The sequence below is a fragment of the Campylobacter sp. RKI_CA19_01128 genome, assembly GCF_025771175.1.
In the GTDB taxonomy this organism is placed as follows: Bacteria; Campylobacterota; Campylobacteria; order Campylobacterales; family Campylobacteraceae; genus Campylobacter_D.
Map to the genome: position 1 here is coordinate 44,020 of NZ_JAKMPU010000005.1, position 24,462 is coordinate 68,481.

Here is a 24,462-nt window from a genome sequence, read left to right on the forward strand (position 1 = left end):
ATTACTCTCCTGTATAAGCATAAGGTGATCTTGTTTGAAAAGCAGGTGCGCTTATACTCCATTGTCTATCTAAATTTTTTTCTTTTGGTTTCAAACAAGGCGTCAAATAAATACTATAATAGTTAAAATAAAATTCCTCCATTACATTTCCAACTGTTGTTTGTATACATTGTTGGGTAGCATAATTTTGAATTTGATAAGCGCCATTACTCATAGGAAAGAGTCTCCAATACTGAGCAAAATTGCTTTGATCACAAGGATAATGCACAATGCCATTTCCATAGGCATTTAAACAAGTTAAAGTTTTTGCATTTTTAATCATTACTTTATTATTTGGAAATTCAATGAGCTGCCAAACTCTTGCATCACCAAAAGGCTTGCTATCAAATAAATTATAACCCCATATCCAATTCCCTGGATTTAATGCCCAAACAGTTAATGCAGCACCATTTGGATTCATAATGGTTACAAAATCACTTGCAATACCTGAATTTTCATACAAAGCGTTTGAAGTAAATTTATTATCCGAAGTTAACCTTGGCAATGGTCCTTTTATGGGATTATCTCCTTTAAAAGTATTTGTAGTAATTACTGGTGGCACAAGCGGTATAGCAGGAAAATGTTTCCCTTCTACTAAAGCTGGTGTTTTTTGCTTAGCAGGTGGTGTTGGATTTTTACCTATTTTTAAAGGATCAATATCATTTACACCGCCCAAAGAACGCGCCAAAGGATTAAATTGCTCTTTAGAAGAACATCCGATAAAAAAAGCTACAAATACACTAAATATCATTATGAATTTAATTTTTTGCATTTTTCCTCCTTGAATATTTAAATTTAAATATATTATCATAATTATAAATAAATTGTAATACAAAACACCATTAATAATTTTTCTTTATTTAAAAAAATATTTTATCACTTATGTTAAAATTTAAAAAAAGGAAAAATATGAAAGAAATTTTAATAACAAACGATGATGGCTATGAAAGTGAAGGTTTAAAAAAACTTATTAAAATGCTAAGAAAGCATTTTAAAGCTAAAATCACCATAGTAGCTCCTGCTAGTGAAAAGTCAGCATGCTCACACTCCATAACACTAACCAAACCTTTAAGATTTCACAAGGTTGGCAAAAGATTTTATAAACTTGATGATGGCACGCCTGCAGATTGTGTTTATCTTGCTTTGCATGCTTTATATAAAAAGCGTTTGCCTGATCTTGTCATAAGTGGGATTAACAAAGGTGCTAATGTAGGCGAGGATATAACCTACTCAGGAACTTGTGCAGGAGCAATGGAAGCAGTACTTCATGGAATTCCTGCTATAGCTTTATCACAATTTTATAAAGATAGCCAAAAAGAGCTTGATTATAAACTTGCTTTAAAACTTACTAAAAAAATAGTCAAAAATATCTTTGAAAAGGGCTTTCCTTTAGATAAAAAAGAATTTTTAAATATCAACTTTCCTTCTAGTAAAACAGCCTTTCAAGGCTTAAAAATTTGCAAAGCAGGTAAAAGAATTTATAGTTATGAAGCACACTCAAATACAAATCCAAGAGGTGTAGAATACTACTGGCTAGCTGCTGCTAATCTTGATCATGAAAATGAAAAAGACTCAGACATAGCACTTTTAAAACAAGGCTATGCCACAATAACACCTATAATGCTTGATCTAACAGCTTATAATCAAATGAAAAATCTCAAAAAATGGATGAAAAATGGATAGATACACGCGTATAAAATGGCTTGTTAATGAAGAAAATTTTATTAAATTTCAAAATACCAAAGTTTTAGTTTGCGGACTTGGTGGAGTTGGTGGAATTTGTGTTGATGCGCTTTTTAGAAGTGGCTTTAGCAATCTAACTTTAATCGATGCAGATAAATTTGAAACTACTAATCAAAACCGCCAACTTCATAGTGAAAATATAGGCGTAGAAAAAGCTAAGGTTTTTGAACGCATTTACAATGCCAAAGGTATAGTTAGCAAAATCGATGATGAGTTTTTAAAAAGTTTTGATTTGAGCGAGTTTGATTTAATCATCGATGCGATTGATGATATACCTGCTAAGGTTGCTTTGGCTAATTTAGTTGATTTAAAAAAGCAAATTTTTATCTCATCAACTGGTGGAGCTAGAAAGCTTGATCCGACGCGTATTAAAACGACAAGTATATTTAAAACACATGGCGATGCCCTAGCTAAAAAATTCCGTTATGAGCTTAGAAAATCAGGCTTTAAAGGGGATTTTGATGTGGTATTTTCAGATGAAGAAGCTCATTGTAAAGATCTTGGCTCATTTATGGGTGTGACAGCCTCTTTTGGACTTGCTTTAGCTTCTTTGGCTTTAAGGAAAGTGCTTGATAAGAAAGCTTGATATAAAAGACTTAACTTCTTGCATCAAGCTTTTTAAGCAAAGCGTATCCACTCTTTGTAAAAATGATTACACAAAAGAACAAATTCATGCATGGATTAATATAGACCAAAAAGCTTGGGAAAGAAAATTTCAAAATCAACTAGGTTTTGTTTATGAAGAAAAAGGCCAAATCATATCTTTTATAAGTATAAATTTAGAAGAAAAAACACTCGATCTTTGCTTTACTCATGCAAACTATGCTCATCAAGGTTATGGCAAAGCTTTATTGGAATTTGCTCTTAAAAACTATCCTTATAGTGAAATTTATACTTTTGCTAGCCTTAGTGCTAAAAATTTCTTTTTAAAAGCAGGATTTAAAATCATCAAAGAAAACATTGCTATAAGAGATCAACAAGAATTGAAAAATTTTTTAATGAAAAAGGAAATAAATTGAAAAAATTACTTTTACTTTTTAGTCTTTTTTGCTCTTTTGCTTTGGCAAATGAAAATTTAAAAGATCTTTTTAAAGATTACAATGAAAGTGGAGTTTTTATAGCTTATGATGGCAAAAATTATTATAGTAATGATTTTAAAAAAGCAAACAAGCGCATTTTACCTGTCTCTACTTTTAAAATTTTCAATTCCCTAATCGCACTTAATGAAGGTATTGTGAAAGATACTAATGAAATTTTTTATCACTACAAAGGTGAAAAAGTATTTTTATCCTCTTGGAAAAATGACGCAAATTTAGCCCTAGCTATGCAAAGATCACAACTACCTGCTTATAAAGAACTAGCTAGAAAAATAGGCTTAGAAAAAATGCAAAAAAACTTAAATAAACTTAATTATGGCAACCAAAAAATAAGTAAAATCGACGAATTTTGGATAGATGATTCTTTGCAAATTAGTCCTAAAGAGCAATCTGTTTTACTTTTTAAACTTGCAAATTTAGCACTAGATTATCCTAAAAATATACAAAAAGAAGTTATAAATATAATAAAACTTAGCGAAAATAGCCATTATGAGTTTTTTGCAAAAACAGGCTGGGGTAAAGAAAAATACGGACAAATCGTAGGTTTTATAAAAGATAAAAAAACTCATCAAATTTATGCTTTTGCTTTATGTATGGATATAAGTGATTTTAACAAGCTTTATCTAAGAGAAGAATTAGCAAAAAAATATCTATCAAATTTAATAAACTTGACACATAAAAAATAAAGGATGGTAAGTCAAGGTATTTTGAAATTCTTTTTCATAGTTTTTTAAAAATGCCTTGCTTATGAAAAATTTTTCACTCAAAGCATTTACCCCGCTTAATTTCAAATGTCTAAAAAGCTCTAAAGTATCATCAAATTTTAGCTCTTTTAACTCTTCTTTTGCCTTGATAATCTTAAATTTTTTAGAAAGCTTTTGTGTAATTTGCTCTAAAGTTAAATACTCTAGTGATAAATTAGTGCTTTGCTTTATTTGAGTGAAATTTTTTTCTCCAAAAGTAGAAAAAAGTAAAATCCCATTTTTATTTAACATATTTGCAAGATTTTCTAAAAGCTCATCTATCTTTAGCCACTGCATGCAAGCATTGGAAGCTATAAGATCAAATTTTTTCGTATAAAAATGATGATTTTTAAGTTCATTCATATCAAAAACACCAAATTCATCAAATTTACAAGGATTTTCAAAAGCATAAATATCATTTAAAAAATAATGCTTAAATTTAATACACTCTTGCAAAGCCTTGCTAAAAACCCCTACCCCACAGCCAAATTCAAACACCGCTTCAAAATCTCTAAAATCACTCTCAACAAGCATTTTACAAAGCTCTTTAGCCATGTCTTTTTGCACAGGTGTATTTGCGCTATAAGTGTCTTTTGCTCTTATGAAAGTTTGCAAAGCTCTTCCCAAGTGTGGTATTTAAAAAATGCAAAATGTGGCTCATCAATAAACATTGCCTTTTCTTTGAAAAAATTAAAAGCATGTTTTGGTGGAAAGATTTTATCCTCTTTGCTAATTATGGCTTTATCCCAAGTGAAATTTTCGTTTAAATCTTTAGTGCAAAACTCATATAAGCTTAAAAGTTCTACTTTTAAATGCTCGTTTTTTTCAAAATAAAATCCATCGCTTAAACTCATTCTTTTTTCAAGTAAATTTGCTTTAAAATCTTCCAAAGCAAATCTTTTCATCGTAAGTTTAAAAATGGCTTTTTTGATCCCAAATTCATCATCTATAGGTAAATTTGTACCATTTATGGCTATTTTTTTATCAAATTTTATATCTTTTAAAATTTTACTCGCTACACAAACTCCCATAGAAAAGCCAACAAGAGTGATTTTTTCAAATTTATGAAGATCAAATTCCCAACCAAAACTCGTATAATCATACACCATTAAAACATTTACATCACTGTTTAAATGTGCAAAATGTCTAAAATGTGAGCAAAATCCAGAAAAAAATAAAATCAACTCAGATGAATTTGCATTTTCATGTAAAAAATGAGTTTTCAAAGTACCTCCAAAACCTTTTCTAAGTCTTTTTTCACTAAACCAGCATGCAAAGAAAAGCGAATTCTAGCTGTATTTTTAGCCACGGTTGGCTCTTTAATAGCAGGTGCGAACATACCATTTTCTAAAAGCTTTTTAGAAATTTCACTAGCTAGTGCATTTTGCCCTAAAATAAAAGATATCACATAAGCCTCACCTAAAACTACACCTTTACTTGCCAAAGCATTTTTAAACCAAGCACTTAACTCTAAAAGCTTTTTTCTTTGAGCGCTAAATTCATGCAAATGCTTAAAAACATGCAAAGTCCAAGCTACATTGATAGGCGCAATGGCAGTTGAGTATATAAAGGCTCTTGCTTTGTTGATAAAAAAATCTTTTTCATCACTTATCATGCAAGCTCCCATGGAAGCTATAGCCTTACCAAAGGTAAAAACTAAAAAATCCACTTCCTTTTCTAAGCCCAAAAATCTCACATAACCCAAACCATCATCATTAAAACACCCTATGCTATGAGCTTCATCGATGTAAATTTTGATATTTTTAAACTCTTTTTTTAGGCTTACAAAATCTTTTATAGGCGCAAAATCTCCATCCATGCTAAATAAAGCTTCACTTATGATGATAATATTTTCAAATTCTTTATAATGCTTTTGCACTAAGCTTTGCAAATGCTTTATATCATTATGTTTAAACCTTATAAATTTAGCCCCGCCAAGCCTTAAACCATCGATAATACTTGCATGTACTTGCTTATCTGCTAAAAACAAAGTATTTTTAATGCTTGCTAAAGCTTGCAAACAGCTAACATTTAAGGCATAGCCATTGTTAAAGTGTAAGATTTTTCTACCTAACTTAGCTTCTAAAAAGCTTTCAAATTCATCAAAAATCGCATAATTTCCACTCAAGCTTCTTGAACTTGAACTAGAAAATTCAAATTCTTTTAAATGCGTTAAAAAATCTTGCTTCAATGCTTTTTCATTACTTAAATTTAGATAATCATTACTCGCTAAATTTAGTAATTTTTGCCCATTATAAATAACATATTTTCCCTCATGTTTTAATGAGCGTAGAATTCTAAAATTATCTTGTTGTTTTAACTCATCTAAAATTTGTGTAATTTGCATTATCGTTTAAGCCTTGCATAGTTTTCACAACCCTCATCGCTTTTTACATCACAAGCCTTGCCAAAATATTCTAAAGCTTTAGAAAGATCCTTTCTAACACCAGATCCATTTACATACATAATCCCGAGATTATTGCAACTACTTCCATTATTCAAATCGCAAGCTTTTTGATGAAACTCAACTGCTTTCAAATTATCCTTTTTTACACCTTGTCCATTTGCATACATGAAACCAAGATTAGAACAACCTAAACCATTTTCTAAGTCACATGCTTTTTGATATAATTCTACTGCTTTGAAATTATCTTTTCTTACACCTTTTCCATTTTCATACATAGCTCCAATACCAAAACAACCGATTCCAATATTTAAATCACAAGATTTTTTATAAAACTCAACTGCTTTAAAATTATTTTTTTTAACACCTTCCCCTCTTTCATACAAAGCTCCAATACCAAAACAACCGATTCCAATATTTAAATCACAAGCTTGTTTGTAATACTTCATAGCATTTATATAATCACCACTTTCATAGGCTTTAATCCCTTTTTCAACCAAATCCTCTTGTGAGTATGCAAAATTTAAAAATAAAATTGTTAGAACAACTAATATTTTTTTCATTATTTTTCCTTTTGAAATTTTAAAATAAAAAAACTAATTATATAAATATTTTCTAAATAATCCTTTTTCATTTTAAAGTATAAATTTGAGTAAAAATTGTAGTATCATTAGTAATAAAAATCAAAGAAGTAAAAATGAATTTAAAAGAACTAGACTTAAAACACATTTGGCACCCTTGCACGCAAATGAGTGATCATGAGTTTTTACCTTTAATACCTATAAAAAAGGCTAAGGGGGTGTATTTGTATGATTTTGATGAAAAATCCTACATAGACTGCATTAGCTCTTGGTGGGTAAATATCTTTGGCCATTGCAATGAATATATCAATGAAAAAATCAAAGATCAGCTTCAAAATTTAGAGCATGTCTTGCTTGCTGGTTTTTCACATGAGCCTATCATAAAGCTTTCGCAAAGACTTTGCAAGCTTTTGCCTTTTGATAAATGCTTTTTTGCAGACAATGGTAGTTCAGCCATAGAAGTGGCTTTAAAAATGAGTTTTCAATACCACTTAAACAATGGCTCTAAAAAGGATAAATTCCTATCACTTAGCAATTCTTACCACGGAGAAACCCTAGGCGCATTAAGCGTTGGTGATGTAGCACTTTATAAAAAAACCTACGAGCCTTTACTTTTAAAAAGTATCACAACACCTGTGCCAACTAGCAAGGACTATACAAAAGAACTCGAAATTCTAGAAAGCATTTTAAAAAATCATCATCATGAAATTTGTGCTTTTATACTTGAGCCTTTACTTCAATGTGCAGGCAATATGCACATGTATGAGCTTGGGTATTTAGATGAGGCAGTTAAACTTGCTAAAGATTATGGTGTGCAAGTGATATTTGATGAGATAGCTACAGGTTTTGGACGCACGGGAGAGATGTTTGCACTTGATTATTGCTCGCAAAGTATTGATTATATATGTCTTTCTAAAGCTATCACGGGTGGGTATTTACCCCTTTCAGTGGTGCTTACTAAAGATGAAATATATGAGAAATTTTATGATAGCTATGAAAGCCAAAAGGCCTTTTTACACTCTCATTCTTATACGGGTAATGCCCTAGCTTGTGCGGCGGCTAATGCGACTTTGGATATTTTTGAAAAAGAAAACATCATCGCAAAAAATAAAATCAAAAGTGCTTTTATAAAAACACAATGGGAAAGTTTAAAAGAATTTGATTTTTTAGGAAATTTTAGAAATTTAGGCATGGTAAGCGCATTTGATATACAAAAAAGCAAATACCAAAGAGCAGGGCTTGAAGTCTTTCAAAGAGCCTTAGAAAAAGGCTTGCTTTTAAGACCACTTGGAAATACAATTTATTTCATGCCACCATATGTTATAAATGAAGATGAGATTGCTTATGTAGTGCAGTCTTTAAGAGAGATTTTCAAGGATTTTTGAAAGCTTTTCGCACACTTTATCATCAAATTCTATGATAGGAATTTTAGCATAATTGCTTATAAAATCCTTGCTAAAATTATCTTGGGTTTTTAAGATTAAAGCAAGGATTTTAATATCTCTTTGTTTTAGTGCTTCTATGCTTAAAAGAGTGTGATTGATACTTCCTAAATAGTCTTTTGCGACTAAAATCGTAGGGTGCTTAAACGCACTCATATAATCAATCATTGTTTTTTCATCATCAAGAGGAGAAAAAAGCCCACCAGCTAACTCGATGATGAGTTTGTCACTTTGTGGAATTTGTATATCAAAGGCTTTATAGCTTAAATTCTCTAAAATCCTGCCTTTGTGCGGGGAAGCAGGAGTTTGTAAAAACACACCTTCTTTAAAAATCTTAGTTTTTGGACTAAACTCAGCTACTACCTCACTATCTTTTGGCGTGCCTGCTTGGATAAGCTTAAAATAATCAAAACCCAATTCCTTACAAATTCTAGCACTTAGATAAGTTTTGCCAACATCTGTGTCTATGCCGCTAATATATATTTTCATTTTAAACCTATGAAAGTATTTTTAAACCCACAGTACAAGCAATGATAAGAGCAATTAAAAAAAGCTTTAAAAAGCTTTTACTTTCTTTATAAAAAAGCACTCCGATGATAACCCCGCCTGCAGTTCCAGCTCCTGTCCATATAGAATAAGCCACACTCATAGCAATGCTTTGCATACTAAGGCTTAAAAACCCAAACGAAAAACCAAAACACACTATCAAAGCTAAAAGATAAAGCTTATTTTTAGTGCTTACAAGTTGCTTCATGATAATCACACCAAAAATTTCAAAAGCAGTCGCTAAAAACAAAAAGAACCATTCCATTATTTAGCTTCCTTGCTAATGATTTTAAGGCCTATGATACTTAAAAGTAAAATAGCTATTAAAGTAAGTTTGGTAATAGAACTTGGCTCATTGAAAATAAACATCTCATTAAGCACCACCCCAACCGTGCCAATACCTACAAAAACACTATAAGCAATACTTACTTCAAGTCTTTCGCAAGCTTTTAAAAAACATGTAAAAGATATGCAAACCCCAATGGCTGTTAAAGCATAATGCCAAATTTCAGTTGAGTATTTTAAACCACTCACCCAAAAACACTCAACCAAACCACCTAAAATCACCATAAACCAACCAAAATTAGAGCTTATTTTTGTTCTTTCTATCATAATCTACCTTTTTTTCAAAAGCGCAAATTATAGCTAAAATTACAAAAATAAAACTTTAATCAAAAACTAAACATATAATAATAAAAAATATCATTATTATAAATATTTTTATAATATTAATTTATATTTAATTTTTATTATTATAGAATCAAAAGCTTGTAACAAGGAGATAAAAATGAGTTTTTTAACAAATAGTAAAAAGGCTTTATTAATATTAGCTAGTTTAGCATTTTTAACAAGTAATAATACTTTTGCAAAAGATTTTGAACCTATCATCGTGATACACGGTGGTACAAGTGGCTTAGGACTTACTAAAGAAGAATTTGCTAAAAGAGAAAAGGTAATGAAAGAATCTTTAAAAGCGGGCCAAAGCATACTTGAAAAAGGTGGAAGCTCTGTTGATGCAATTATAGCTGCCATTAAAGTAATGGAAGATAGTCCTGAATTTAACGCTGGAAAAGGTGCTGTTTTTACTTCTGATGGATTTAACGAACTTGATGCATCTATAATGGATGGAAAAAATTTAAGAGCAGGTGCAATTGCTATGGCTAGGACGATTAAAAATCCTATAGAGGCGGCAAGACTTGTTATGGAAAAAACACCTCATACTTTAATAGCAGGAGAAGGTGCTGATAAATTAGCCAAAAAACATGGTTTAGAAATAGTAGGACAAAAATATTTTTTCACAGAGCACAGATACAAACAACTTCAAGAAGCTAAAAAAAGCAAAGAAGTATTACTAGATAGCGATAAAGCAAAGGCTCATCTTGGTGTAAGTACTGAGCCATATTTAGGCACAGTAGGTGCGATAGCTTTAGATAAAAATGGCAACCTAGCAGCGGGCACAAGCACAGGTGGTACTACAAATAAAATGACAGGACGCATTGGAGATTCTCCTATCATAGGGGCAGGAAATTATGCAAATAATGACTCAGTTGCGATTTCTTGCACAGGAACAGGTGATATTTATATAAGAGTGGCTGTGGCTCATGAAGTTGCGTCTTTATATAAATATAAAAAACTTTCAGTACAAAAAGCAGCCGAAGAAACTATCAAACAAGTAGCTAAACTTGGTGGCACGGGTGGAATCATCTCTATAGATAAAAATGGAAAAGTTGGCTATGCTTGGACTAAAGATAAACTTGGAATGTATCATGGACAAGCAAAAATCGGTGAAGAACCAAAAGTATTTTGGCCGCTTGGAAAATAAATTAGCGCAACTTAACTTTTTTAACGCCTCGAAGTTTAAAAATCTTTGAGGCTCCACTTTCAAAAAACTTTTCATCTACTATTTTATCTGCATTTTGCATAGCCCAATTTAAATCAAATTTTTTTCCATGAAGATTTGCAGAAGTAGAATAAAGCCAATCAAACTCTTTTAAAAATTCCTCATGGGCACAATCTTTCACGACGCGTATTGCTTTAGAATTAGGATATAAAAAAGTAGTTTTTTTGGATTTTCTAATAGTGTTTTTAAAATGATTTGGCACTCTTGTAAGTTTTTTAAGCTCACTAAATTTAGCTGTGGTAATCAAACAATCTTGACTTAAAGGCCTTTTTTTTAAAGTATTAAGGGCTTTTAAGTCCTTGCTTAAAAACCCCGCTGTTGTATCAGTTTGAGCAAGATAAATCATGCTTTTAAGTATTCTTGCAAGCTCTTTACTTCAAGGCATGATTTATTTTGTATAGCTTTAATCGCTTTAGCACCTGCATACGCTGCTCTTAGGTTTGTAAAATATGGGGTTTTAAAGCGTAAAATATTTGCTCTAATTTTTTTAGTATCACCTTTAAAACTATGCTCATCGCTAGTATTAATAGCAAGTTGAATTTGAGAATTTTTTAACTTATCCTCTACATTTGGGCGTCCTTCAGAAATTTTATGCACAAACTCACACTCTAAACCTGCTTCTTGTAAAATTTTATAAGTACCGCTTGTAGCAATGATTTTAAATCCTAGCTTAATGTATTCATTAGCTAAATCTACTGCGTATTTTTTATCTTGTTCTCTTAGTGATAAAAATACATTGCCACTTTCTGGTAAGAAATTTGAAGAAGCAAGTTGGCTTTTTGCATAAGAGTTTTCAAAGTCTTTGCTTACACCCATAACTTCACCTGTTGAGCGCATTTCAGGCCCAAGCTCAAGGTCACTTCCGCTAAGTTTAGCAAAAGGAAATACCACTGATTTTACACTAATGTGTTTTGGTTTTTTAGCTTTTAAAATTCCATTTTTTTCTTCTACCACTTTAAAGGTATCATAAAATTTCAAACTTTCTCTTAAATTTCCTTGCCACATCACGCGCGTTGCAACCTTAGCTAAAGGAATTCCTGTAGCCTTACTTACAAAAGGCACAGTTCTACTAGCTCTTGGATTTACTTCTATCATATAAAGTTTATTATCATGGATAGCAAATTGTATATTTAAAAGCCCTACTACACCTAAATTTAAAGCAATATCTTTTGTTTTTTGTTCAATCATTTCAAGCATAGCTTCATCAATATTTACAGCAGGTAAAGAGCAAGCACTATCGCCTGAGTGAATTCCTGCCTCTTCAATATGCTCCATAATGCCTGCTACATAAACTTCTTTTCCATCACTTATCGCATCTACATCAAGTTCAGTTGCATTGTCTAAAAATTGATCGATTAATACCGGAGATTTATCACTCACATCTACGGCTTCTTGCATATAAAGTCTAAGCTCGCTCTCATCATGCACCACACGCATTGCACGACCACCCAAAACATAGCTTGGTCTAACAAGCACAGGATAACCTATCTCATTTGCTTTTATAATCGCTTCTTCAACGCTTATAGCTGTGCCATTTTTAGGTTGATTTATGCCTAAATCTTCGATAAATTTAGCAAATTTCTTTCTATCTTCAGCTAAATCTATCACCCTTGCACTTGTTCCTATGATCTTTGCTCCAAAAGCACTAAGGCGTTTTGCAAATTTAAGCGGAGTTTGACCACCAAAATGCACTATCACTCCATCGGGTCTTTCTCTATCAATAACTGCTCTTAAATGCTCAAAATCAATTGGCTCAAAATACAAAATATCGCTTGTATCATAATCTGTTGAAACCGTTTCTGGATTACAATTATACATTATAGTTTTTACGCCCATATCTTTTAGAGCAAAAGAAGCGTGCACGCAAGCATAATCAAACTCAATGCCTTGTCCTATGCGGTTTGGTCCACCACCTATAATCATCACTTTTTTATCTTTTTTATCTTTACTTTCTTTTACTTGCGTAGCTTCATTTGTATTAATACTTGAGTATAAATAAGGGGTCAGTGCTTCAAATTCTCCTGCACAAGTATCTACTTCACTATATTGAGCGATGATTTTGTGTTTAATTCTTGCATAATAAATATCATTTTGGCTTAACTCAAGATTATCTTTTTGATTAATCAAACTAGCGATTTTTTTATCTGAAAAACCTAAGGTTTTAGCTTTTCTTAATAGTTGTTTGTTGCTTAAAATATCCATATCAATTTGATTTTCAAATTCCACTATTTCTTTGATTTGATTTAAAAACCAAGGATCTATTTTGCAAAGCTCAAAAAGCTCTTGTGTGCTAAAACCTTCTCTAAAAGCTTGTGCTATATAAAGCAAGCGTTTTTCATTAGCTTGGCGAATTTTTGTCAAAAGCTCATTTTTATCACATTCTATAGTATCAAACCCACTTAAATTTCTCTCAAGTGAGCAAAGTGCTTTTTGAATGCTTTCTTTAAAAGTTCTCCCTATAGCCATAACCTCACCCACGCTTTTCATAGCAGTGCCAAGTTCTGTGCTTGCATTTGGGAATTTTTCAAAAGTAAAACGAGGAATTTTAGTTACAATATAATCAATTACCGGTTCAAATGAAGCAGGAGTTCCTGTGATATCATTTTTAATCTCATCTAAACTAAATCCAACTGCTAAAAGCGTAGCTACCTTAGCTATAGGATAACCCGTAGCTTTACTAGCTAGGGCTGAAGATCTTGAAACCCTAGGATTCATTTCAATAACTATCATTCTACCATTAGTTGGATTGATAGCAAATTGCACATTTGATCCGCCTGTATCCACTCCAATTTCTCTTAAAATAGCAAAAGAGGCATTACGCATTGCTTGATATTCTTTATCAGTCAAAGTTAAAGCAGGAGCTATAGTAATAGAATCACCCGTATGAACCCCCATAGGATCAACATTTTCAATAGAGCAAACGATAATACAATTATCATTTTTATCTCTAATGACTTCCATTTCGTATTCTTTCCAACCAAGCAAGCTTTCTTCGATTAAAATTTCATGGATAGGACTTAACGCCAAAGCAGTATTTGCAAGTTCTGCAAACTCATCCATATTATACACCACGCCACTTCCTGCACCACCTAAGGTAAAAGAAGCTCTAATCATCAAAGGAAAACCAATCTCATCAACAGCTTTTAAAGCCTCTTCATAATTATACGCATACATAGATTTTGGCAAATCCATGCCAATTTTTTTCATACATTCTTTAAAAACTTGTCTATCTTCGCCTTTTTTTATCGCTTCAGGATTTGCACCTAAAAATTTTACATCTGCAAGCTCGCCACTTTCATAAACTTCCATAGCAACATTCAAAGCAACTTGGCCACCCATAGTAGGTAAAATCGCATCGATTTTTTCTTTTTTGATTATACTTAGAATACTTTCTTTGGTAATTGGTTCTATATAAGTTGCATCAGCAAATTCAGGATCTGTCATAATAGTAGCTGGATTAGAATTGATCAAAACTACTCTATAACCTAGCTCTTTTAAGGTTTTTGCTGCTTGAGTTCCTGAGTAATCAAACTCGCAAGCTTGACCTATAACGATAGGCCCACTGCCTATTAATAATATATTTTTTATATCTGTTCTTTTTGGCATGTATTTTCCTAAGCTGAATTTTTAGCCAAATTATAACAAATATAAGTTTTTTAGAAGTTGAAATTAATAAAGAATTTAGCTCTTAAAGAGCTAAATTTTATTGACGCTTACCAAAAGTTATAGCATAAGCTTCATTTCTTACATCAAATAAAGGATCTTGTGGTGGATTAACCCCTTGAGGTACATCTGAAGGAAAATATACATCAAAATTACAATCTTCCTTGCTCAAAGCATTAACTTTAAAAGTCCCAACTAAACTTTCTTTGTGTTTACCACTCCACAAGGCCGTTGTATCATTAGTAATATCATTTTTATTTGCATATACTAAATACATCTTATACTCAACTGACTTATTAGCCTTTATACGATTTTGAAAATCTTCTTTTAAAAAATCACTACTTGCACTTTTCATTTGTGCCTCATTTAAATACGCCACACCTTCGCTTGGAACTAATTTCCATCTTGCTGGTAGATAATTTTCTCCATTTGCTTGTTTAAAATAAAAAGTATGGATACTAAAAAATGGAGTATTTGCTACGCTTTTACTGATACCAATTTTATCCGTATATGCAGCAAAATTTCTATAAGAATCAACCTCTTGCATCATCTTGCTTATTTTTTCTTGATCAACTTTACCATTTACAGGAAGTCTCATTTCAAAAAACTGACCAAACTCTTTAGGATTTTTTGCAAAATTTATTTCTGTATTTAGCATAACCATAGTCCAAGAGGCAGAATCTTTAGGATCAGTAATTCTAATAGCCATACCCCTTGTTTTGCTTTTATCATCTTTAAAAGCGCCACCCAAAGAATATCTTACTTGGATTGGCAAACTTTTTTGTGTTAATAAAGGCACATCAATTTCTTTATTGATAGACAAAGCTGGCTCAAAAGTTCCCATAGCACAAAAACCCTTTGCATGATTAACCTTTGCTTTTGGATTTTTAGGGTCTGCATTAAGTTGATAAAAAATATCTGCTATTTTTTGCGCATCATATTCTACTTCGTTTGCATAAATAGCACCACTTAAACAACAAATAGCCAAACAACTGCTAATATATTTTTTCATTAAAGCTCCTAGTTTTAAACTTAGAAGCTATTGTAATATTTAATTCTAAATAATAATTTATATTAATTAAAATAAATAATTTTTTACTATAAATTTTCTACCATATAAAAATAGCTTGGTACTTTCATCTTAGCATAGGGTTTAACATAAGCATTTTGATAAGCACCCTCTTCTTCTATTTTAAAAATTTCTCCCACCGGAATTCCTGAAAAGAAAATCTCATCTAAGCCACTTGTATAAACCTTATCACCCATTTTAAGCTCAAGCCATTTAGGGATATATTTAACTAAAACATAATCATTTCTCCCATGAGCTATACCTGGTGCTTGTTCTTTACCTATATAAACAGAAAAAATACATTCTTCATCACCTTGCAAAAGACCCAAAGCTCTACCATTTTTTTCTATGACTATGCCTGCTGTATAGCCATTATAAATTAAGCCTTTGATTTTTCCTTTATAATCAACATCAAGCCAAACCTTATGATAATCACTAATTTGCGCATAAGAAGTTGCTTTAACTAAACTAACATTAGGATAATAAAAACTTGAGTTTTTATCACTTAAAATATTATTTAGCTCATTAGCAAAGTTTTTCATATAGATATTATTTTTCTCAAGTTCGGCATTTCTTTCTCTTAAAGTTCTAATTTTTTCAGATTGATTAAAATGCTCGTTAAATTTATTTTTTAAAAGATCAATACTTTGAGAAAATTGATTGACAATAGCAATATTTAAATCTAAAACATTTCGTTTTATTACATCTCCATAATAAAACGAAATAAATACTAAAAAAGATAATATTAAAACGCTAAGAATTTTACTCTTCATTCGTTAGCTGGTGCAATAATGAAATTTCTTCTAAAGCTTTACCTGTACCTTTTGCAACTGCTAAAAGCGGCTCATCAGCTACATATACTGGAAGTTTTACAATTTCAGATAAATATTTATCAAGCCCGCGTATTAAAGCTCCGCCTCCTGTTAAAACAACACCATTTTCAACAATATCTGCTGCAAGATCAGGTGGCATCATTTCAAGAACGATTTTTAAAGCATCAGCGATTTCTTTTAAATGTTCACGCATAGCTTCTCTTACATCTTCACTTGTTAGTTCGATTCTATTTAACAAGCCTGTTACTTGATCGCGTCCTTTAACTACCATAGAAAGCTCTTTTGGAAGCTGAACTGCTGAACCAATAGCGATTTTAATCTCCTCACCCGTTCTTTCACCTATGACAAGATTGTATTTTTCTTTTACATAATTTACTATACTAGTATCAAGCTTATCACCGGCTGTGCGGATAGATTTTGAAATCACAAGTCCACCCAAAGAAGTAACGCCAATTTCAGTTGTACCACCACCAATATCTACCACTAAGCTCCCTTGAGGCTCTCTGATTGGTAAATTTGCACCAATAGCTGCTGCCATAGGTTCTTCTATCAAAAATACTTCTCTAGCACCCGCACTTAAAGCACTTTCTCTAACTGCTTTTCTTTCAACTTGAGTTAAACCATAAGGTACTGAAATGATAATTCTAGGTCTTAAAAAAGATTTTCTTCTATGAGTTTTTTCTATAAAATAACGGATCATTTTTTCAGTCATATCAAAATCAGCAATCACACCATCTTTCATAGGACGGATTGCTTCGATATTACCTGGGGTTTTTCCTACCATTTCCTTAGCTTCTTTTCCAACAGCTAAAATTTTAACCCTACCATATCTTTCACGCTCTACTGCAACAACCGAAGGTTCATCAATCACTATACCTTTATCTTTTACCAAAACTAAAGTATTTGCGGTACCTAAGTCAATCCCCATATCACTTGAAAAAAATCCAATTATTTGATCTAAAATCATTCTCAGCCTTTAACTTTTTTATTTTTTATAAATAAAGGTTTTGCACCTTCTTTGATCACTTCTTTAGTAATTACTATGCTATATCCATTATACTCTGGCAAATCAAACATCAAATCTACCATCATCTCTTCAATAATACTTCTTAAACCTCTAGCACCTGTTTTACGCTCTAATGAAAGCTTAGCAATCTCTCTTAGTGCTTCATCTTCAAACTTTAATTCCACATTATCAATAGCAAAAAGTTTTTGATATTGTTTAATAATGGCATTTTTTGGCTCAGTTAAAATACGCACCATACTTTCTTCATCAAGCTCTTCTAAAGAAGCAAGCACATGCAATCTTCCTATAAGTTCAGGGATAAGCCCAAAATGCACTAAATCATCAGGCTCTAATCTTTGAAGCAAGGCTTCTTTTTCATCTTTTTTATCATCAGTAAAAAAGCCCATGACATTATCGCCTAGTTTTCTTTTAATGATATCACTAATACCATCAAAAGCCCCACCACACACAAATAAAATATTAGTCGTATCTATTTGTATAAAATCTTGATTTGGGTGTTTTCTACCACCTTTTGGCGGAATATTTACTAAAGATCCTTCAATGATTTTAAGTAAAGCTTGTTGCACACCCTCACCGCTCACATCTCTTGTAATAGAACGATTTTCACCCATTCTTGCAATTTTATCTATCTCATCGATAAATATAATCCCTTTTTGAGCTCTTTGCACATCTCCATCAGCAGCTTGTAAAAGACGAGTGAGGATATTTTCAACATCTTCTCCTACATAACCTGCTTCAGTTAAAGAAGTTGCATCACAAATTGCAATAGGCACATCTAAAAATCTAGCTAAAGTCTGTGCTAGTAAAGTTTTTCCACTTCCTGTTGGACCTACTAATAAAATATTTGATTTTGCTAATTCTGTATCATCATCTTCTAAGTCAGATCTAAAAAGTCTTTTGTAGTGATTATACACCCCTACACTAAAGATTTTTTTAGCCCTATCTTGCCCGATGACATATTTATCTAAATATGCTTTTAATTCTTTAGGGGTTATGTCTTTAAAATTTTCTTTATCAACTTCTTTATTTTTTAGCTCTTTTTCCTCTCCAAAGAAAATATTGCAAGCACTTTCAGCACAATACTCACATATAAAGGCATTATTATAATCATTTACTAAAATTCTTCTTTCGCTTGTTTCTATTTCGTTACAAAAACTACATCTTTTAACCATGGTTTTTTTCCTTATATATAGGAATTCCTCTTTTTGTTTCTAAGATAAAATTACACATTTTTTTAACATTTTCACTAGAAGCACTTTCTAATAAATTCAAAGCATTATCTTTTAAATTTCCTTGTCTGAATAAAAATTTAAAAGCTTTGCTTAAAACATCCACTTCTTCTTTATCAAAGCGTCTTCTAATGCCTACTAAATTCAAACTTCTAATGCTTGCGCGATTTCCCTCAGCTAAGCAAAATGGCACTACATCTTGAGAAAGTGCGCTAGCACCTGCTATCATACACCCTTCTCCTACTTTTACAAATTGATGTATTGGAGTAAGCCCACCTACTACAGTATAATCTCCAAGTTCTACATGGCCTGCTAAAGTAGCATTATTTGCTAAAATGATGTGATCTCCTAAAGTACAATCATGCGCAATATGAGAATAAGCCATGATAAAAGCATTATCGCCTATCCTTGTAAAGCCATCGCCTTTAGCTGTACCTGAGTTAATAGTAACAAATTCTCTAATAACCGCATTCTTTCCTATGATAACACCTGAGTTTATCTCATCTTTATAAGATATATCTTGCGGGATATCTCCAACTATAGCATAAGAAAACACTTTTGAATTCTCACCTATAGTTACATTAGGTAAAATTCTTGCACCTTGTTTGATGATGGTATTTGCACCTATGTTAGCATTTTTACCAACATAAGCATAAGCTTCTACTACAACATCATCTGCTATAATAGCTCCATCTTCTATAACTGCACTTGGATGAATTTTGCTCATCATTTATCTACTATCATGGCTTTAAGTTCAGCTTCTGCAACTAATTGCCCATCTACAAAAGCTTTTCCTTGGAAAATCCACATATTTCCACGATTTTTTACTACACTCATTTCATAATCAAGTCTATCACCAGGACGCACTGGATTTCTAAATTTTGCATTATCAATACCCGTAAAATATACTACCTTAGTGCTTGGATCTACTTTATCATCCATACTTTCAAATGCTAAAACCCCTCCAGTTTGCGCCATGCCTTCTAAAATTAACACACCCGGATAAATTGGATGATCTGGAAAATGTCCCATAAAAACATGATCACTTATACTAATATTTTTATAACCTCTAACAACTTCTTTGTTTTTTAATTCTACGATTTTATCTACAAGTAAAAATGGATACCTATGTGGTAAAATTTTTTGAATTTGCATTACATCTATCATAAATTTAGCCTTAAAATATATTCAAAATTCAGATTTTACAAAAAAAATATTAATAAATTAATTAAGTTTTATAACTTCACAATCTTTTCTTTGCTATCAAAATAAATTTCACTTTTTGCCATAAATTCATAAGCACCTTTAATAATATTTTCAACAATAATCACCGGTGAAAGATCATAAGCACCAAAATACTTTTGTCTTATTTTGATTTCTTGCTCTATTTTTAAAGGATTTTGTAAAAAATCTTCGTAATTTTTAAATCGCATTTTACATAAGCTATTAAAATAATCAAAACTCCATAAATTAATCTCATCCTTTGCACTTTTATAATGCTTTAAACCCTCATCTAAAATACTAAATTTAGTGTAAGAATTTTTAAAATGTGAATAAAATAAAACATGAGTTCTTATAGCTTGCTTGTTTTGTTTTATCAAAGCCCTTAACAAGCGATAATTTAAAAATTTCTCTCTTTGAATTTCAAATTTAATGCCCTTTTTTTCTAAATTTTTTACTTGGTTGTAGAATTTAATTTTCTCTTCTATACTTGAAGGTAATATTTGTTTATTAATAGGACTCATCAGCTCATCTATAAAGGCTTTTTGACCTTTTTGTTTAGAAAGTGCATAAATACAACCACAATAATTTTGATGATAAAGCATATCTTGCTTTGCTAGGGCAAATTGTCTTTGCGTACCTCCATTTTTTCTAAAATCGGGCGCTAAAAACTCTATGCCAAATTTATCACATTCTTTTTGCAAAGCTAATTTTAGTTGCTCTAGGTCTTTTTTAGGAGATGTTAAAAGAGTTGTTGTAAGTTTTTTTTCTCCTATTTTTTGAGCAAATTCAACACTTTTGTGCATTCTAAAATCAAAACAAATTTGACATCTTGCACCTTTTTCGGGCTCATCCTCATAGCCCTTTACACTCTCAAGCCATTTTTCATACTCATATTCACCTTTATAAAGTTTAATGCCTAATTTATCACAACTGCGTTTAACATCTAAAAATCTAAGCTCATGCTCACTATATGGATGAATATTTGGGTCATAAAAATACCCGATGATTTTCTCATCAGGATAGGCTTTGCTTAATTCTTGTATAAAATAATGACTATCCACACTACAACAAATATGAACTAACATAATTCTTTTAACACCTTAAAAGCATGATCTTTAGCTTTTACATTTTTATAAATTTTTGCGATATTTCCTTCCTCATCAACTACAAAAGTAGATCTTATAAGCCCTTCATACTCTTTTCCATAATTTTTCTTTAAACCCCAAGCACCATAAAGTTTGCAAATTTCTTTTTCGCTATCACTTAATAAAGTGTGTTTCAAATCATATTTTTTAATGAAATTTTCATGTGATTTCACACTATCTGGACTAATACCTATAATCACAGCATTTTGCCCTAAAAAATCTTCATAATTTTGACTAAATTCACAAGCTTGTGTAGTACAACCTGGGGTGTTATCTTTTGGATAAAAATACAAAATAATTTTTTTACCCAAAAAATCACTTAGAGAAATTTTAACCCCATCTTGATTTAAAAGTTCAAAAACTGGGGCTTTATCGCCAATTTGTAATTCTTTCATTTTTTACCTTTCAATCTTAATTTTTCTACACTTTCACCACCAAAAGCAATATTATATGGCTCAATATCTTCTAGCATTATGACTATATTTTGCTTTGGTTTATTATATTTTGTATGCAAAAGCTCTGTAATATCTGCTATTAACTCTTCTTTTTGTACTTTGCTAAATTCTGGTTTAGCGAGTTTGATACTAATAATAGGCATTGTTTTTCCTTGCTTTAAATAAAGAATTTTACTATATTCTAGCAATTATTAGTATATTTTTGATAAAATTAGTTTTATTTTCAATAAAGGCTTATTTATGATTAGGGCAAAAAAAATTTGGATGGATGGAAAAATAATTGATTTTGATGATGCAAAAATTCATGTTTTAACACATTCATTACATTATGCAAATGCAGTTTTTGAAGGAACAAGAGCTTATAAAACACAAAATGGTTTAGCAATTTTTAGATTAAAAGAACACACCAAAAGACTTTTAGAATCTGCAAAAATCACTTTAATCAACTCACCTTTTTCTCAAGAAGAACTTGAAAATGCGCAAGTTGAACTTTTAAGAGCAAATGATTTTCAAAATAACACTTATTTGCGCCCATTGATCTTTTTAGGTGATGGCACTATGGGAGTTTATCATGCTAAAGCTCCTGTTAGAGTAGCTATTGCTGCTTGGGAATGGGGTGCTTATTTGGGCGAAGAAGGCTTAGAAAAAGGTATTAAGGTTAAAATTTCTTCTTTTGCTAGAAATAGCGTAAAATCTAGCCTAGGCAAAGCCAAAGCAAGTGCAAATTATTTAAATTCTCAAATGGCTAAATATGAAGCTATAGAAGCAGGATATGAAGAAGCTTTAATGCTTGATGAAGAAGGTTTTGTAGCAGAAGGGACAGGCGAGTGCTTTTTTATGGTTAAAGACGGGAAATTAATCACCCCGCCAAATGATTTTTCATTAAAAAGTATTACCCAAGATACTGTTTTAAAAATTGCACATGATTTGGGCATAAGCGTAGTGCGCCAAAGAATTTCAAGAGATGAAGTTTATGTGGCTGATGAGGCATTTTTCACAGGAACTGCAGCAGAAATAACCCCAATAAATAATATTGACGCAAGAATCATAGGAAATGGAAAAAGAGGTGAGCTAACAACAAAGCTCCAAAATGCGTATTTTGATATAGTTTATGGACGCAATGAAAAATACGCTTCTATGCTAACTTATATTTAACAAAGGAACTAAATGCCAGCTGATTTGAATGATTATTTTAATAAAAAAAACAATCAAAACAACAATAAGCAAAATTTAAATTTCAAAGCCCCAGAATTTAATTTCAAAGGTTTTGGAAAATTTTCTCCATTAATTTATAGTGCGATTGCAATTGTTTTAGTCTTTGCACTTTTTAAACCTTTTGCAATAGTTAATTCAGGGGAAATGGGGATCAAGTCTACCACGGGTAAATACAGCCCTACTCCGCTTGAGCCAGGACTTCATTTTTTTATGCCGGTATTACAAAAAATCACTATAGTAGATACTAGAGTAAGACAAATTAATTATGCTTCCATTGAAGGCGTAAATGAAAATTTACAAATAGGCTCAGGGGTTGTAAATAAAAATAGTATCTCTGTACTTGATTCAAGAGGTTTGCCTGTGTCTATTGATGTAACTGTTCAATATAGATTAAATCCTTTGCAAGTTCCTCAAACCATAGCTACTTGGGGGCTTAATTGGGAAAATAAAATCATTGATCCGGTTGTAAGAGATGTAGTAAGAAATGTGGTAGGTCAATATACCGCAGAAGAGCTTCCGACCAATCGCAACACCATAGCAGTGCAAATTGATCAAGGCATTAGAAAAACCATAGAAAGTCAACCAAATGAACCTGCTGAGCTTCAGGCAGTTCAACTTAGAGAGATTATCTTGCCTATAAAAGTAAAAGAGCAAATTGAAAGAGTACAAATTGCTAAACAAGAAGCTGAAAGAACCAAATATGAAGTAGAAAGAGCTAATCAAGAAGCACTTAAAAAAGCAGCTTTAGCTGAAGGGGAAGCAAATGCAACCATAATTAGTGCTAAAGGTAGAGCAAGTGCGGTTAAAATAGAAGCTGATGCGCAAGCGTATTCAAATAGAGAAATAGCAAAAAGTTTAAATAACCCTTTGCTTGATTTAAAACAAATTGAAACTCAAAAGCAGTTTAACGAAGCGCTTAAGGTTAATAAAGATGCCAAAATTTTCTTAACACCTGGTGGAGCTGTGCCAAATATTTGGGTTGATAGCAAAGATAGCAAAAGAACAAGCTCAGTAGCAAATTAAAAACTAAAGAAGTGATAATGAATGCCCAACACATTCGAGAGCAAATGATTTTTTATACTACTCATTTGCACTTAGTAGATTTTTTATTAATGGCCTTGGTTATATTTTTTTTCATTATCACTTTATTTTTAGCTTTAATCATTAGAAACAAGCCTGCTTTTGCTTTTACAATTATTTTTTTAGGAATTTTATGTTCAGCAAGTATCGCTTATTTAGGATATTTTTTAATTGATACTAAAGTTAGATCAAGAATAACCAGCTTAGATAATGCTCAATTTTTTGTATACGATAACTCACTCAGCGTTGATTATAGCTTAACAAATACTTCTAAAAAAAGCTTTAGATACTGCAAATTAAAAGTAGAAGTTTTTAAGAAAAGTGATGATAATAGTACTTTTAAAAATTTAATACATACTATAAAACCTCTAAGAAGCAAATCAACCATGATAGAAAAAACAATAAATCCACAACAAACTATTAATTTAAAAACCAAATTTTCCGATTTTAAAGAAGGTCAAAATTTTGACATTGAGATTAGTTCAAAGTGTTTTTAATGGGATATTTTACATTTTTTCATATTTTAATCATTGTTATTATGTTAACTTCTACAGGTTTAACTTGGGTTTTGCTTTACTTAAAAGTTCAAAATAAAAAATATATGATTATTTTTTGCATAGTGAGTTTTATACTCGCCTTGATTTTAACCATTTCATTGTTATTAACTATAGATCAATATACCAAAAAAGCAAGTTTGAGTAATTTTTCAACCTACAGACGCTTAGCAACAGAAAGTATTATTGTAAAAGGTAGAGTAACTAATGATACTAATTTTAAAATTTCTGAATGCTTTTTAGAACTTAGGATAATTGATGATAACAAAAAACATGAGGTAAGTGGTGAAATCTTTAATCAACAAAATTTTGATAGCATAAAAAGAGCAAATCAAGAACAAAGAGATGCTTCATATAATATCAATATTGCAAAAAATTTACCAGGGCATACTTATAAAGATTTTTCATTTGAAGTGGGATTACCGCCTCATTTTCAAAGCTATAAGGTATTTAAACAATTAAAATGCAGATAA

29 protein-coding genes are annotated in these 24,462 nt (G+C 31.3%); 10 read left to right on the forward strand and 19 right to left on the reverse strand.

Features of this window, described 5'->3' with window-relative positions; genetic code table 11:
- Position 1: 1 nt before the first annotated feature.
- A complete protein-coding gene (locus L8U98_RS04705) occupies positions 2-811 on the reverse strand; it encodes an RICIN domain-containing protein (RefSeq protein WP_263725154.1) in 810 nt (269 codons plus the stop codon).
- A 137-nt stretch (positions 812-948) separates the two neighbouring features.
- On the opposite strand from L8U98_RS04705, the gene surE reads away from it, so the two are divergent.
- The 4 genes from surE to blaOXA are packed head-to-tail and all read left to right on the forward strand — an operon-like array spanning position 949 to position 3,565.
- A complete protein-coding gene (gene surE / locus L8U98_RS04710) occupies positions 949-1,722 on the forward strand; it encodes a 5'/3'-nucleotidase SurE (RefSeq protein ID WP_047208632.1) in 774 nt (257 codons plus the stop codon).
- The gene (locus L8U98_RS04715; protein ID WP_214099256.1) at positions 1,715-2,368 is read left to right on the forward strand and encodes a ThiF family adenylyltransferase; all 654 of its coding nucleotides are present in this window, start codon (positions 1,715-1,717) and stop codon (positions 2,366-2,368) included. The genes surE and L8U98_RS04715 overlap by 8 nt, the downstream gene beginning before the upstream one ends.
- Positions 2,352-2,801, forward strand: a complete 450-nt coding sequence (locus tag L8U98_RS04720) for a GNAT family N-acetyltransferase (protein ID WP_263725155.1) — start codon at positions 2,352-2,354, stop codon at positions 2,799-2,801. The genes L8U98_RS04715 and L8U98_RS04720 overlap by 17 nt, the downstream gene beginning before the upstream one ends.
- Positions 2,798-3,565 (forward strand): OXA-493 family class D beta-lactamase, encoded by a 768-nt coding sequence (gene blaOXA, locus L8U98_RS04725; protein ID WP_263725156.1) that lies wholly within the window; start codon positions 2,798-2,800, stop codon positions 3,563-3,565. The genes L8U98_RS04720 and blaOXA overlap by 4 nt, the downstream gene beginning before the upstream one ends.
- Here blaOXA and bioC read toward each other — a convergent pair.
- Genes bioC through L8U98_RS04745 form a run of 4 tightly spaced genes read right to left on the reverse strand, consistent with a single transcriptional unit; the run spans position 3,539 to position 6,589 of the window.
- A complete protein-coding gene (gene bioC / locus L8U98_RS04730; protein ID WP_263725157.1) occupies positions 3,539-4,237 on the reverse strand; it encodes a malonyl-ACP O-methyltransferase BioC in 699 nt (232 codons plus the stop codon). The genes blaOXA and bioC overlap by 27 nt on opposite strands.
- Positions 4,222-4,848: a pimeloyl-ACP methyl esterase BioG family protein gene (locus L8U98_RS04735; protein ID WP_263725158.1), complete on the reverse strand. Its 627-nt coding sequence runs from the start codon at positions 4,846-4,848 to the stop codon at positions 4,222-4,224. The genes bioC and L8U98_RS04735 overlap by 16 nt, the downstream gene beginning before the upstream one ends.
- Positions 4,845-5,969, reverse strand: a complete 1,125-nt coding sequence (locus L8U98_RS04740) for an aminotransferase class I/II-fold pyridoxal phosphate-dependent enzyme (protein ID WP_263725159.1) — start codon at positions 5,967-5,969, stop codon at positions 4,845-4,847. Before L8U98_RS04740 ends, L8U98_RS04735 begins: the two co-directional genes overlap by 4 nt.
- Positions 5,969-6,589, reverse strand: coding sequence for a tetratricopeptide repeat protein (locus L8U98_RS04745; protein ID WP_263725160.1), 621 nt, complete (start codon positions 6,587-6,589; stop codon positions 5,969-5,971). The genes L8U98_RS04740 and L8U98_RS04745 overlap by 1 nt, the downstream gene beginning before the upstream one ends.
- Before the next feature lie 134 nt (positions 6,590-6,723).
- On the opposite strand from L8U98_RS04745, the gene L8U98_RS04750 reads away from it, so the two are divergent.
- A complete protein-coding gene (locus L8U98_RS04750) occupies positions 6,724-7,992 on the forward strand; it encodes an adenosylmethionine--8-amino-7-oxononanoate transaminase (protein WP_263725161.1) in 1,269 nt (422 codons plus the stop codon).
- Here the strand turns inward: L8U98_RS04750 and bioD are convergent.
- The 3 genes from bioD to L8U98_RS04765 are packed head-to-tail and all read right to left on the reverse strand — an operon-like array spanning position 7,966 to position 9,207.
- A complete protein-coding gene (gene bioD, locus L8U98_RS04755; RefSeq protein WP_263725162.1) occupies positions 7,966-8,538 on the reverse strand; it encodes a dethiobiotin synthase in 573 nt (190 codons plus the stop codon). The genes L8U98_RS04750 and bioD overlap by 27 nt on opposite strands.
- Positions 8,539-8,545: 7 nt before the next feature.
- On the reverse strand, positions 8,546-8,860 hold the full coding sequence (locus tag L8U98_RS04760) for a DMT family transporter (protein ID WP_039619256.1): 315 nt from the start codon (positions 8,858-8,860) through the stop codon (positions 8,546-8,548).
- Positions 8,860-9,207 carry a DMT family transporter gene (locus L8U98_RS04765; protein ID WP_087699708.1) on the reverse strand — a complete coding sequence of 116 codons (348 nt, stop codon included), beginning with the start codon at positions 9,205-9,207 and terminating at the stop codon, positions 8,860-8,862. The genes L8U98_RS04760 and L8U98_RS04765 overlap by 1 nt, the downstream gene beginning before the upstream one ends.
- 175 nt (positions 9,208-9,382) lie before the next feature.
- Between L8U98_RS04765 and L8U98_RS04770 the strand changes: the two genes are divergently transcribed.
- A complete protein-coding gene (locus L8U98_RS04770) occupies positions 9,383-10,417 on the forward strand; it encodes an isoaspartyl peptidase/L-asparaginase family protein (RefSeq protein WP_263725163.1) in 1,035 nt (344 codons plus the stop codon).
- Between the two features lies 1 nt (position 10,418).
- Here L8U98_RS04770 and L8U98_RS04775 read toward each other — a convergent pair whose 3' ends face one another.
- The 11 genes from L8U98_RS04775 to L8U98_RS04825 form a co-directional block, all read right to left on the reverse strand.
- Positions 10,419-10,841: a Sua5 YciO YrdC YwlC family protein gene (locus L8U98_RS04775; protein ID WP_263706741.1), complete on the reverse strand. Its 423-nt coding sequence runs from the start codon at positions 10,839-10,841 to the stop codon at positions 10,419-10,421.
- The gene (carB, locus tag L8U98_RS04780; RefSeq protein ID WP_263725164.1) at positions 10,838-14,101 is read right to left on the reverse strand and encodes a carbamoyl-phosphate synthase large subunit; all 3,264 of its coding nucleotides are present in this window, start codon (positions 14,099-14,101) and stop codon (positions 10,838-10,840) included. Before carB ends, L8U98_RS04775 begins: the two co-directional genes overlap by 4 nt.
- 97 nt (positions 14,102-14,198) lie before the next feature.
- The gene (locus tag L8U98_RS04785) at positions 14,199-15,170 is read right to left on the reverse strand and encodes a catalase (RefSeq protein ID WP_263725165.1); all 972 of its coding nucleotides are present in this window, start codon (positions 15,168-15,170) and stop codon (positions 14,199-14,201) included.
- An 86-nt stretch (positions 15,171-15,256) separates the two neighbouring features.
- Positions 15,257-16,000, reverse strand: a complete 744-nt coding sequence (gene mreC / locus L8U98_RS04790) for a rod shape-determining protein MreC (RefSeq protein WP_263725166.1) — start codon at positions 15,998-16,000, stop codon at positions 15,257-15,259.
- The gene (locus L8U98_RS04795) at positions 15,990-17,027 is read right to left on the reverse strand and encodes a rod shape-determining protein (protein ID WP_012662095.1); all 1,038 of its coding nucleotides are present in this window, start codon (positions 17,025-17,027) and stop codon (positions 15,990-15,992) included. Before L8U98_RS04795 ends, mreC begins: the two co-directional genes overlap by 11 nt.
- Positions 17,028-17,029: 2 nt before the next feature.
- A complete protein-coding gene (clpX, locus tag L8U98_RS04800) occupies positions 17,030-18,259 on the reverse strand; it encodes an ATP-dependent Clp protease ATP-binding subunit ClpX (RefSeq protein ID WP_039619273.1) in 1,230 nt (409 codons plus the stop codon).
- Positions 18,252-19,043, reverse strand: a complete 792-nt coding sequence (gene lpxA, locus L8U98_RS04805) for an acyl-ACP--UDP-N-acetylglucosamine O-acyltransferase (protein ID WP_263725167.1) — start codon at positions 19,041-19,043, stop codon at positions 18,252-18,254. The genes clpX and lpxA overlap by 8 nt, the downstream gene beginning before the upstream one ends.
- On the reverse strand, positions 19,043-19,483 hold the full coding sequence (fabZ, locus tag L8U98_RS04810) for a 3-hydroxyacyl-ACP dehydratase FabZ (protein WP_039619275.1): 441 nt from the start codon (positions 19,481-19,483) through the stop codon (positions 19,043-19,045). Before fabZ ends, lpxA begins: the two co-directional genes overlap by 1 nt.
- Positions 19,484-19,551: 68 nt before the next feature.
- Positions 19,552-20,625: an epoxyqueuosine reductase QueH gene (locus L8U98_RS04815; protein WP_263725168.1), complete on the reverse strand. Its 1,074-nt coding sequence runs from the start codon at positions 20,623-20,625 to the stop codon at positions 19,552-19,554.
- On the reverse strand, positions 20,619-21,080 hold the full coding sequence (bcp, locus tag L8U98_RS04820) for a thioredoxin-dependent thiol peroxidase (protein ID WP_263679502.1): 462 nt from the start codon (positions 21,078-21,080) through the stop codon (positions 20,619-20,621). Before bcp ends, L8U98_RS04815 begins: the two co-directional genes overlap by 7 nt.
- Entirely contained in the window at positions 21,077-21,283 is a 207-nt protein-coding gene (locus L8U98_RS04825) for a tautomerase family protein (protein WP_263706753.1), read from the reverse strand. Before L8U98_RS04825 ends, bcp begins: the two co-directional genes overlap by 4 nt.
- Positions 21,284-21,380: 97 nt before the next feature.
- Between L8U98_RS04825 and ilvE the strand changes: the two genes are divergently transcribed.
- Genes ilvE through L8U98_RS04845 form a run of 4 tightly spaced genes read left to right on the forward strand, consistent with a single transcriptional unit; the run spans position 21,381 to position 24,462 of the window.
- Complete coding sequence (gene ilvE, locus L8U98_RS04830; RefSeq protein WP_012662102.1) at positions 21,381-22,295, forward strand: branched-chain-amino-acid transaminase; 915 nt, start codon at positions 21,381-21,383, stop codon at positions 22,293-22,295.
- A gap of 12 nt (positions 22,296-22,307) precedes the next feature.
- A complete protein-coding gene (locus L8U98_RS04835; protein WP_263663891.1) occupies positions 22,308-23,378 on the forward strand; it encodes a prohibitin family protein in 1,071 nt (356 codons plus the stop codon).
- 17 nt (positions 23,379-23,395) lie between these two features.
- Positions 23,396-23,932: a DUF2393 domain-containing protein gene (locus L8U98_RS04840; RefSeq protein WP_263725169.1), complete on the forward strand. Its 537-nt coding sequence runs from the start codon at positions 23,396-23,398 to the stop codon at positions 23,930-23,932.
- Complete coding sequence (locus L8U98_RS04845; protein WP_263725170.1) at positions 23,932-24,462, forward strand: DUF2393 domain-containing protein; 531 nt, start codon at positions 23,932-23,934, stop codon at positions 24,460-24,462. Before L8U98_RS04840 ends, L8U98_RS04845 begins: the two co-directional genes overlap by 1 nt.

Bases quoted from the DNA above. Each gene is read 5' to 3' on its own strand.
- L8U98_RS04705 (WP_263725154.1), bottom strand. From the start codon at position 811: ATGCAAAAAATTAAATTCATAATGATATTTAGTGTATTTGTAGCTTTT.
- surE (WP_047208632.1), top strand. From the start codon at position 949: ATGAAAGAAATTTTAATAACAAACGATGATGGCTATGAAAGTGAAGGT.
- L8U98_RS04715 (WP_214099256.1), top strand. From the start codon at position 1,715: ATGGATAGATACACGCGTATAAAATGGCTTGTTAATGAAGAAAATTTT.
- L8U98_RS04740 (WP_263725159.1), bottom strand. From the start codon at position 5,969: ATGCAAATTACACAAATTTTAGATGAGTTAAAACAACAAGATAATTTT.
- L8U98_RS04745 (WP_263725160.1), bottom strand. From the start codon at position 6,589: ATGAAAAAAATATTAGTTGTTCTAACAATTTTATTTTTAAATTTTGCA.
- L8U98_RS04750 (WP_263725161.1), top strand. From the start codon at position 6,724: ATGAATTTAAAAGAACTAGACTTAAAACACATTTGGCACCCTTGCACG.
- bioD (WP_263725162.1), bottom strand. From the start codon at position 8,538: ATGAAAATATATATTAGCGGCATAGACACAGATGTTGGCAAAACTTAT.
- L8U98_RS04760 (WP_039619256.1), bottom strand. From the start codon at position 8,860: ATGGAATGGTTCTTTTTGTTTTTAGCGACTGCTTTTGAAATTTTTGGT.
- L8U98_RS04765 (WP_087699708.1), bottom strand. From the start codon at position 9,207: ATGATAGAAAGAACAAAAATAAGCTCTAATTTTGGTTGGTTTATGGTG.
- L8U98_RS04770 (WP_263725163.1), top strand. From the start codon at position 9,383: ATGAGTTTTTTAACAAATAGTAAAAAGGCTTTATTAATATTAGCTAGT.
- L8U98_RS04775 (WP_263706741.1), bottom strand. From the start codon at position 10,841: ATGATTTATCTTGCTCAAACTGATACAACAGCGGGGTTTTTAAGCAAG.
- carB (WP_263725164.1), bottom strand. From the start codon at position 14,101: ATGCCAAAAAGAACAGATATAAAAAATATATTATTAATAGGCAGTGGG.
- L8U98_RS04785 (WP_263725165.1), bottom strand. From the start codon at position 15,170: ATGAAAAAATATATTAGCAGTTGTTTGGCTATTTGTTGTTTAAGTGGT.
- mreC (WP_263725166.1), bottom strand. From the start codon at position 16,000: ATGAAGAGTAAAATTCTTAGCGTTTTAATATTATCTTTTTTAGTATTT.
- L8U98_RS04795 (WP_012662095.1), bottom strand. From the start codon at position 17,027: ATGATTTTAGATCAAATAATTGGATTTTTTTCAAGTGATATGGGGATT.
- clpX (WP_039619273.1), bottom strand. From the start codon at position 18,259: ATGGTTAAAAGATGTAGTTTTTGTAACGAAATAGAAACAAGCGAAAGA.
- lpxA (WP_263725167.1), bottom strand. From the start codon at position 19,043: ATGAGCAAAATTCATCCAAGTGCAGTTATAGAAGATGGAGCTATTATA.
- fabZ (WP_039619275.1), bottom strand. From the start codon at position 19,483: ATGATAGATGTAATGCAAATTCAAAAAATTTTACCACATAGGTATCCA.
- L8U98_RS04815 (WP_263725168.1), bottom strand. From the start codon at position 20,625: ATGTTAGTTCATATTTGTTGTAGTGTGGATAGTCATTATTTTATACAA.
- bcp (WP_263679502.1), bottom strand. From the start codon at position 21,080: ATGAAAGAATTACAAATTGGCGATAAAGCCCCAGTTTTTGAACTTTTA.
- L8U98_RS04825 (WP_263706753.1), bottom strand. From the start codon at position 21,283: ATGCCTATTATTAGTATCAAACTCGCTAAACCAGAATTTAGCAAAGTA.
- ilvE (WP_012662102.1), top strand. From the start codon at position 21,381: ATGATTAGGGCAAAAAAAATTTGGATGGATGGAAAAATAATTGATTTT.
- L8U98_RS04835 (WP_263663891.1), top strand. From the start codon at position 22,308: ATGCCAGCTGATTTGAATGATTATTTTAATAAAAAAAACAATCAAAAC.
- L8U98_RS04840 (WP_263725169.1), top strand. From the start codon at position 23,396: ATGAATGCCCAACACATTCGAGAGCAAATGATTTTTTATACTACTCAT.
- L8U98_RS04845 (WP_263725170.1), top strand. From the start codon at position 23,932: ATGGGATATTTTACATTTTTTCATATTTTAATCATTGTTATTATGTTA.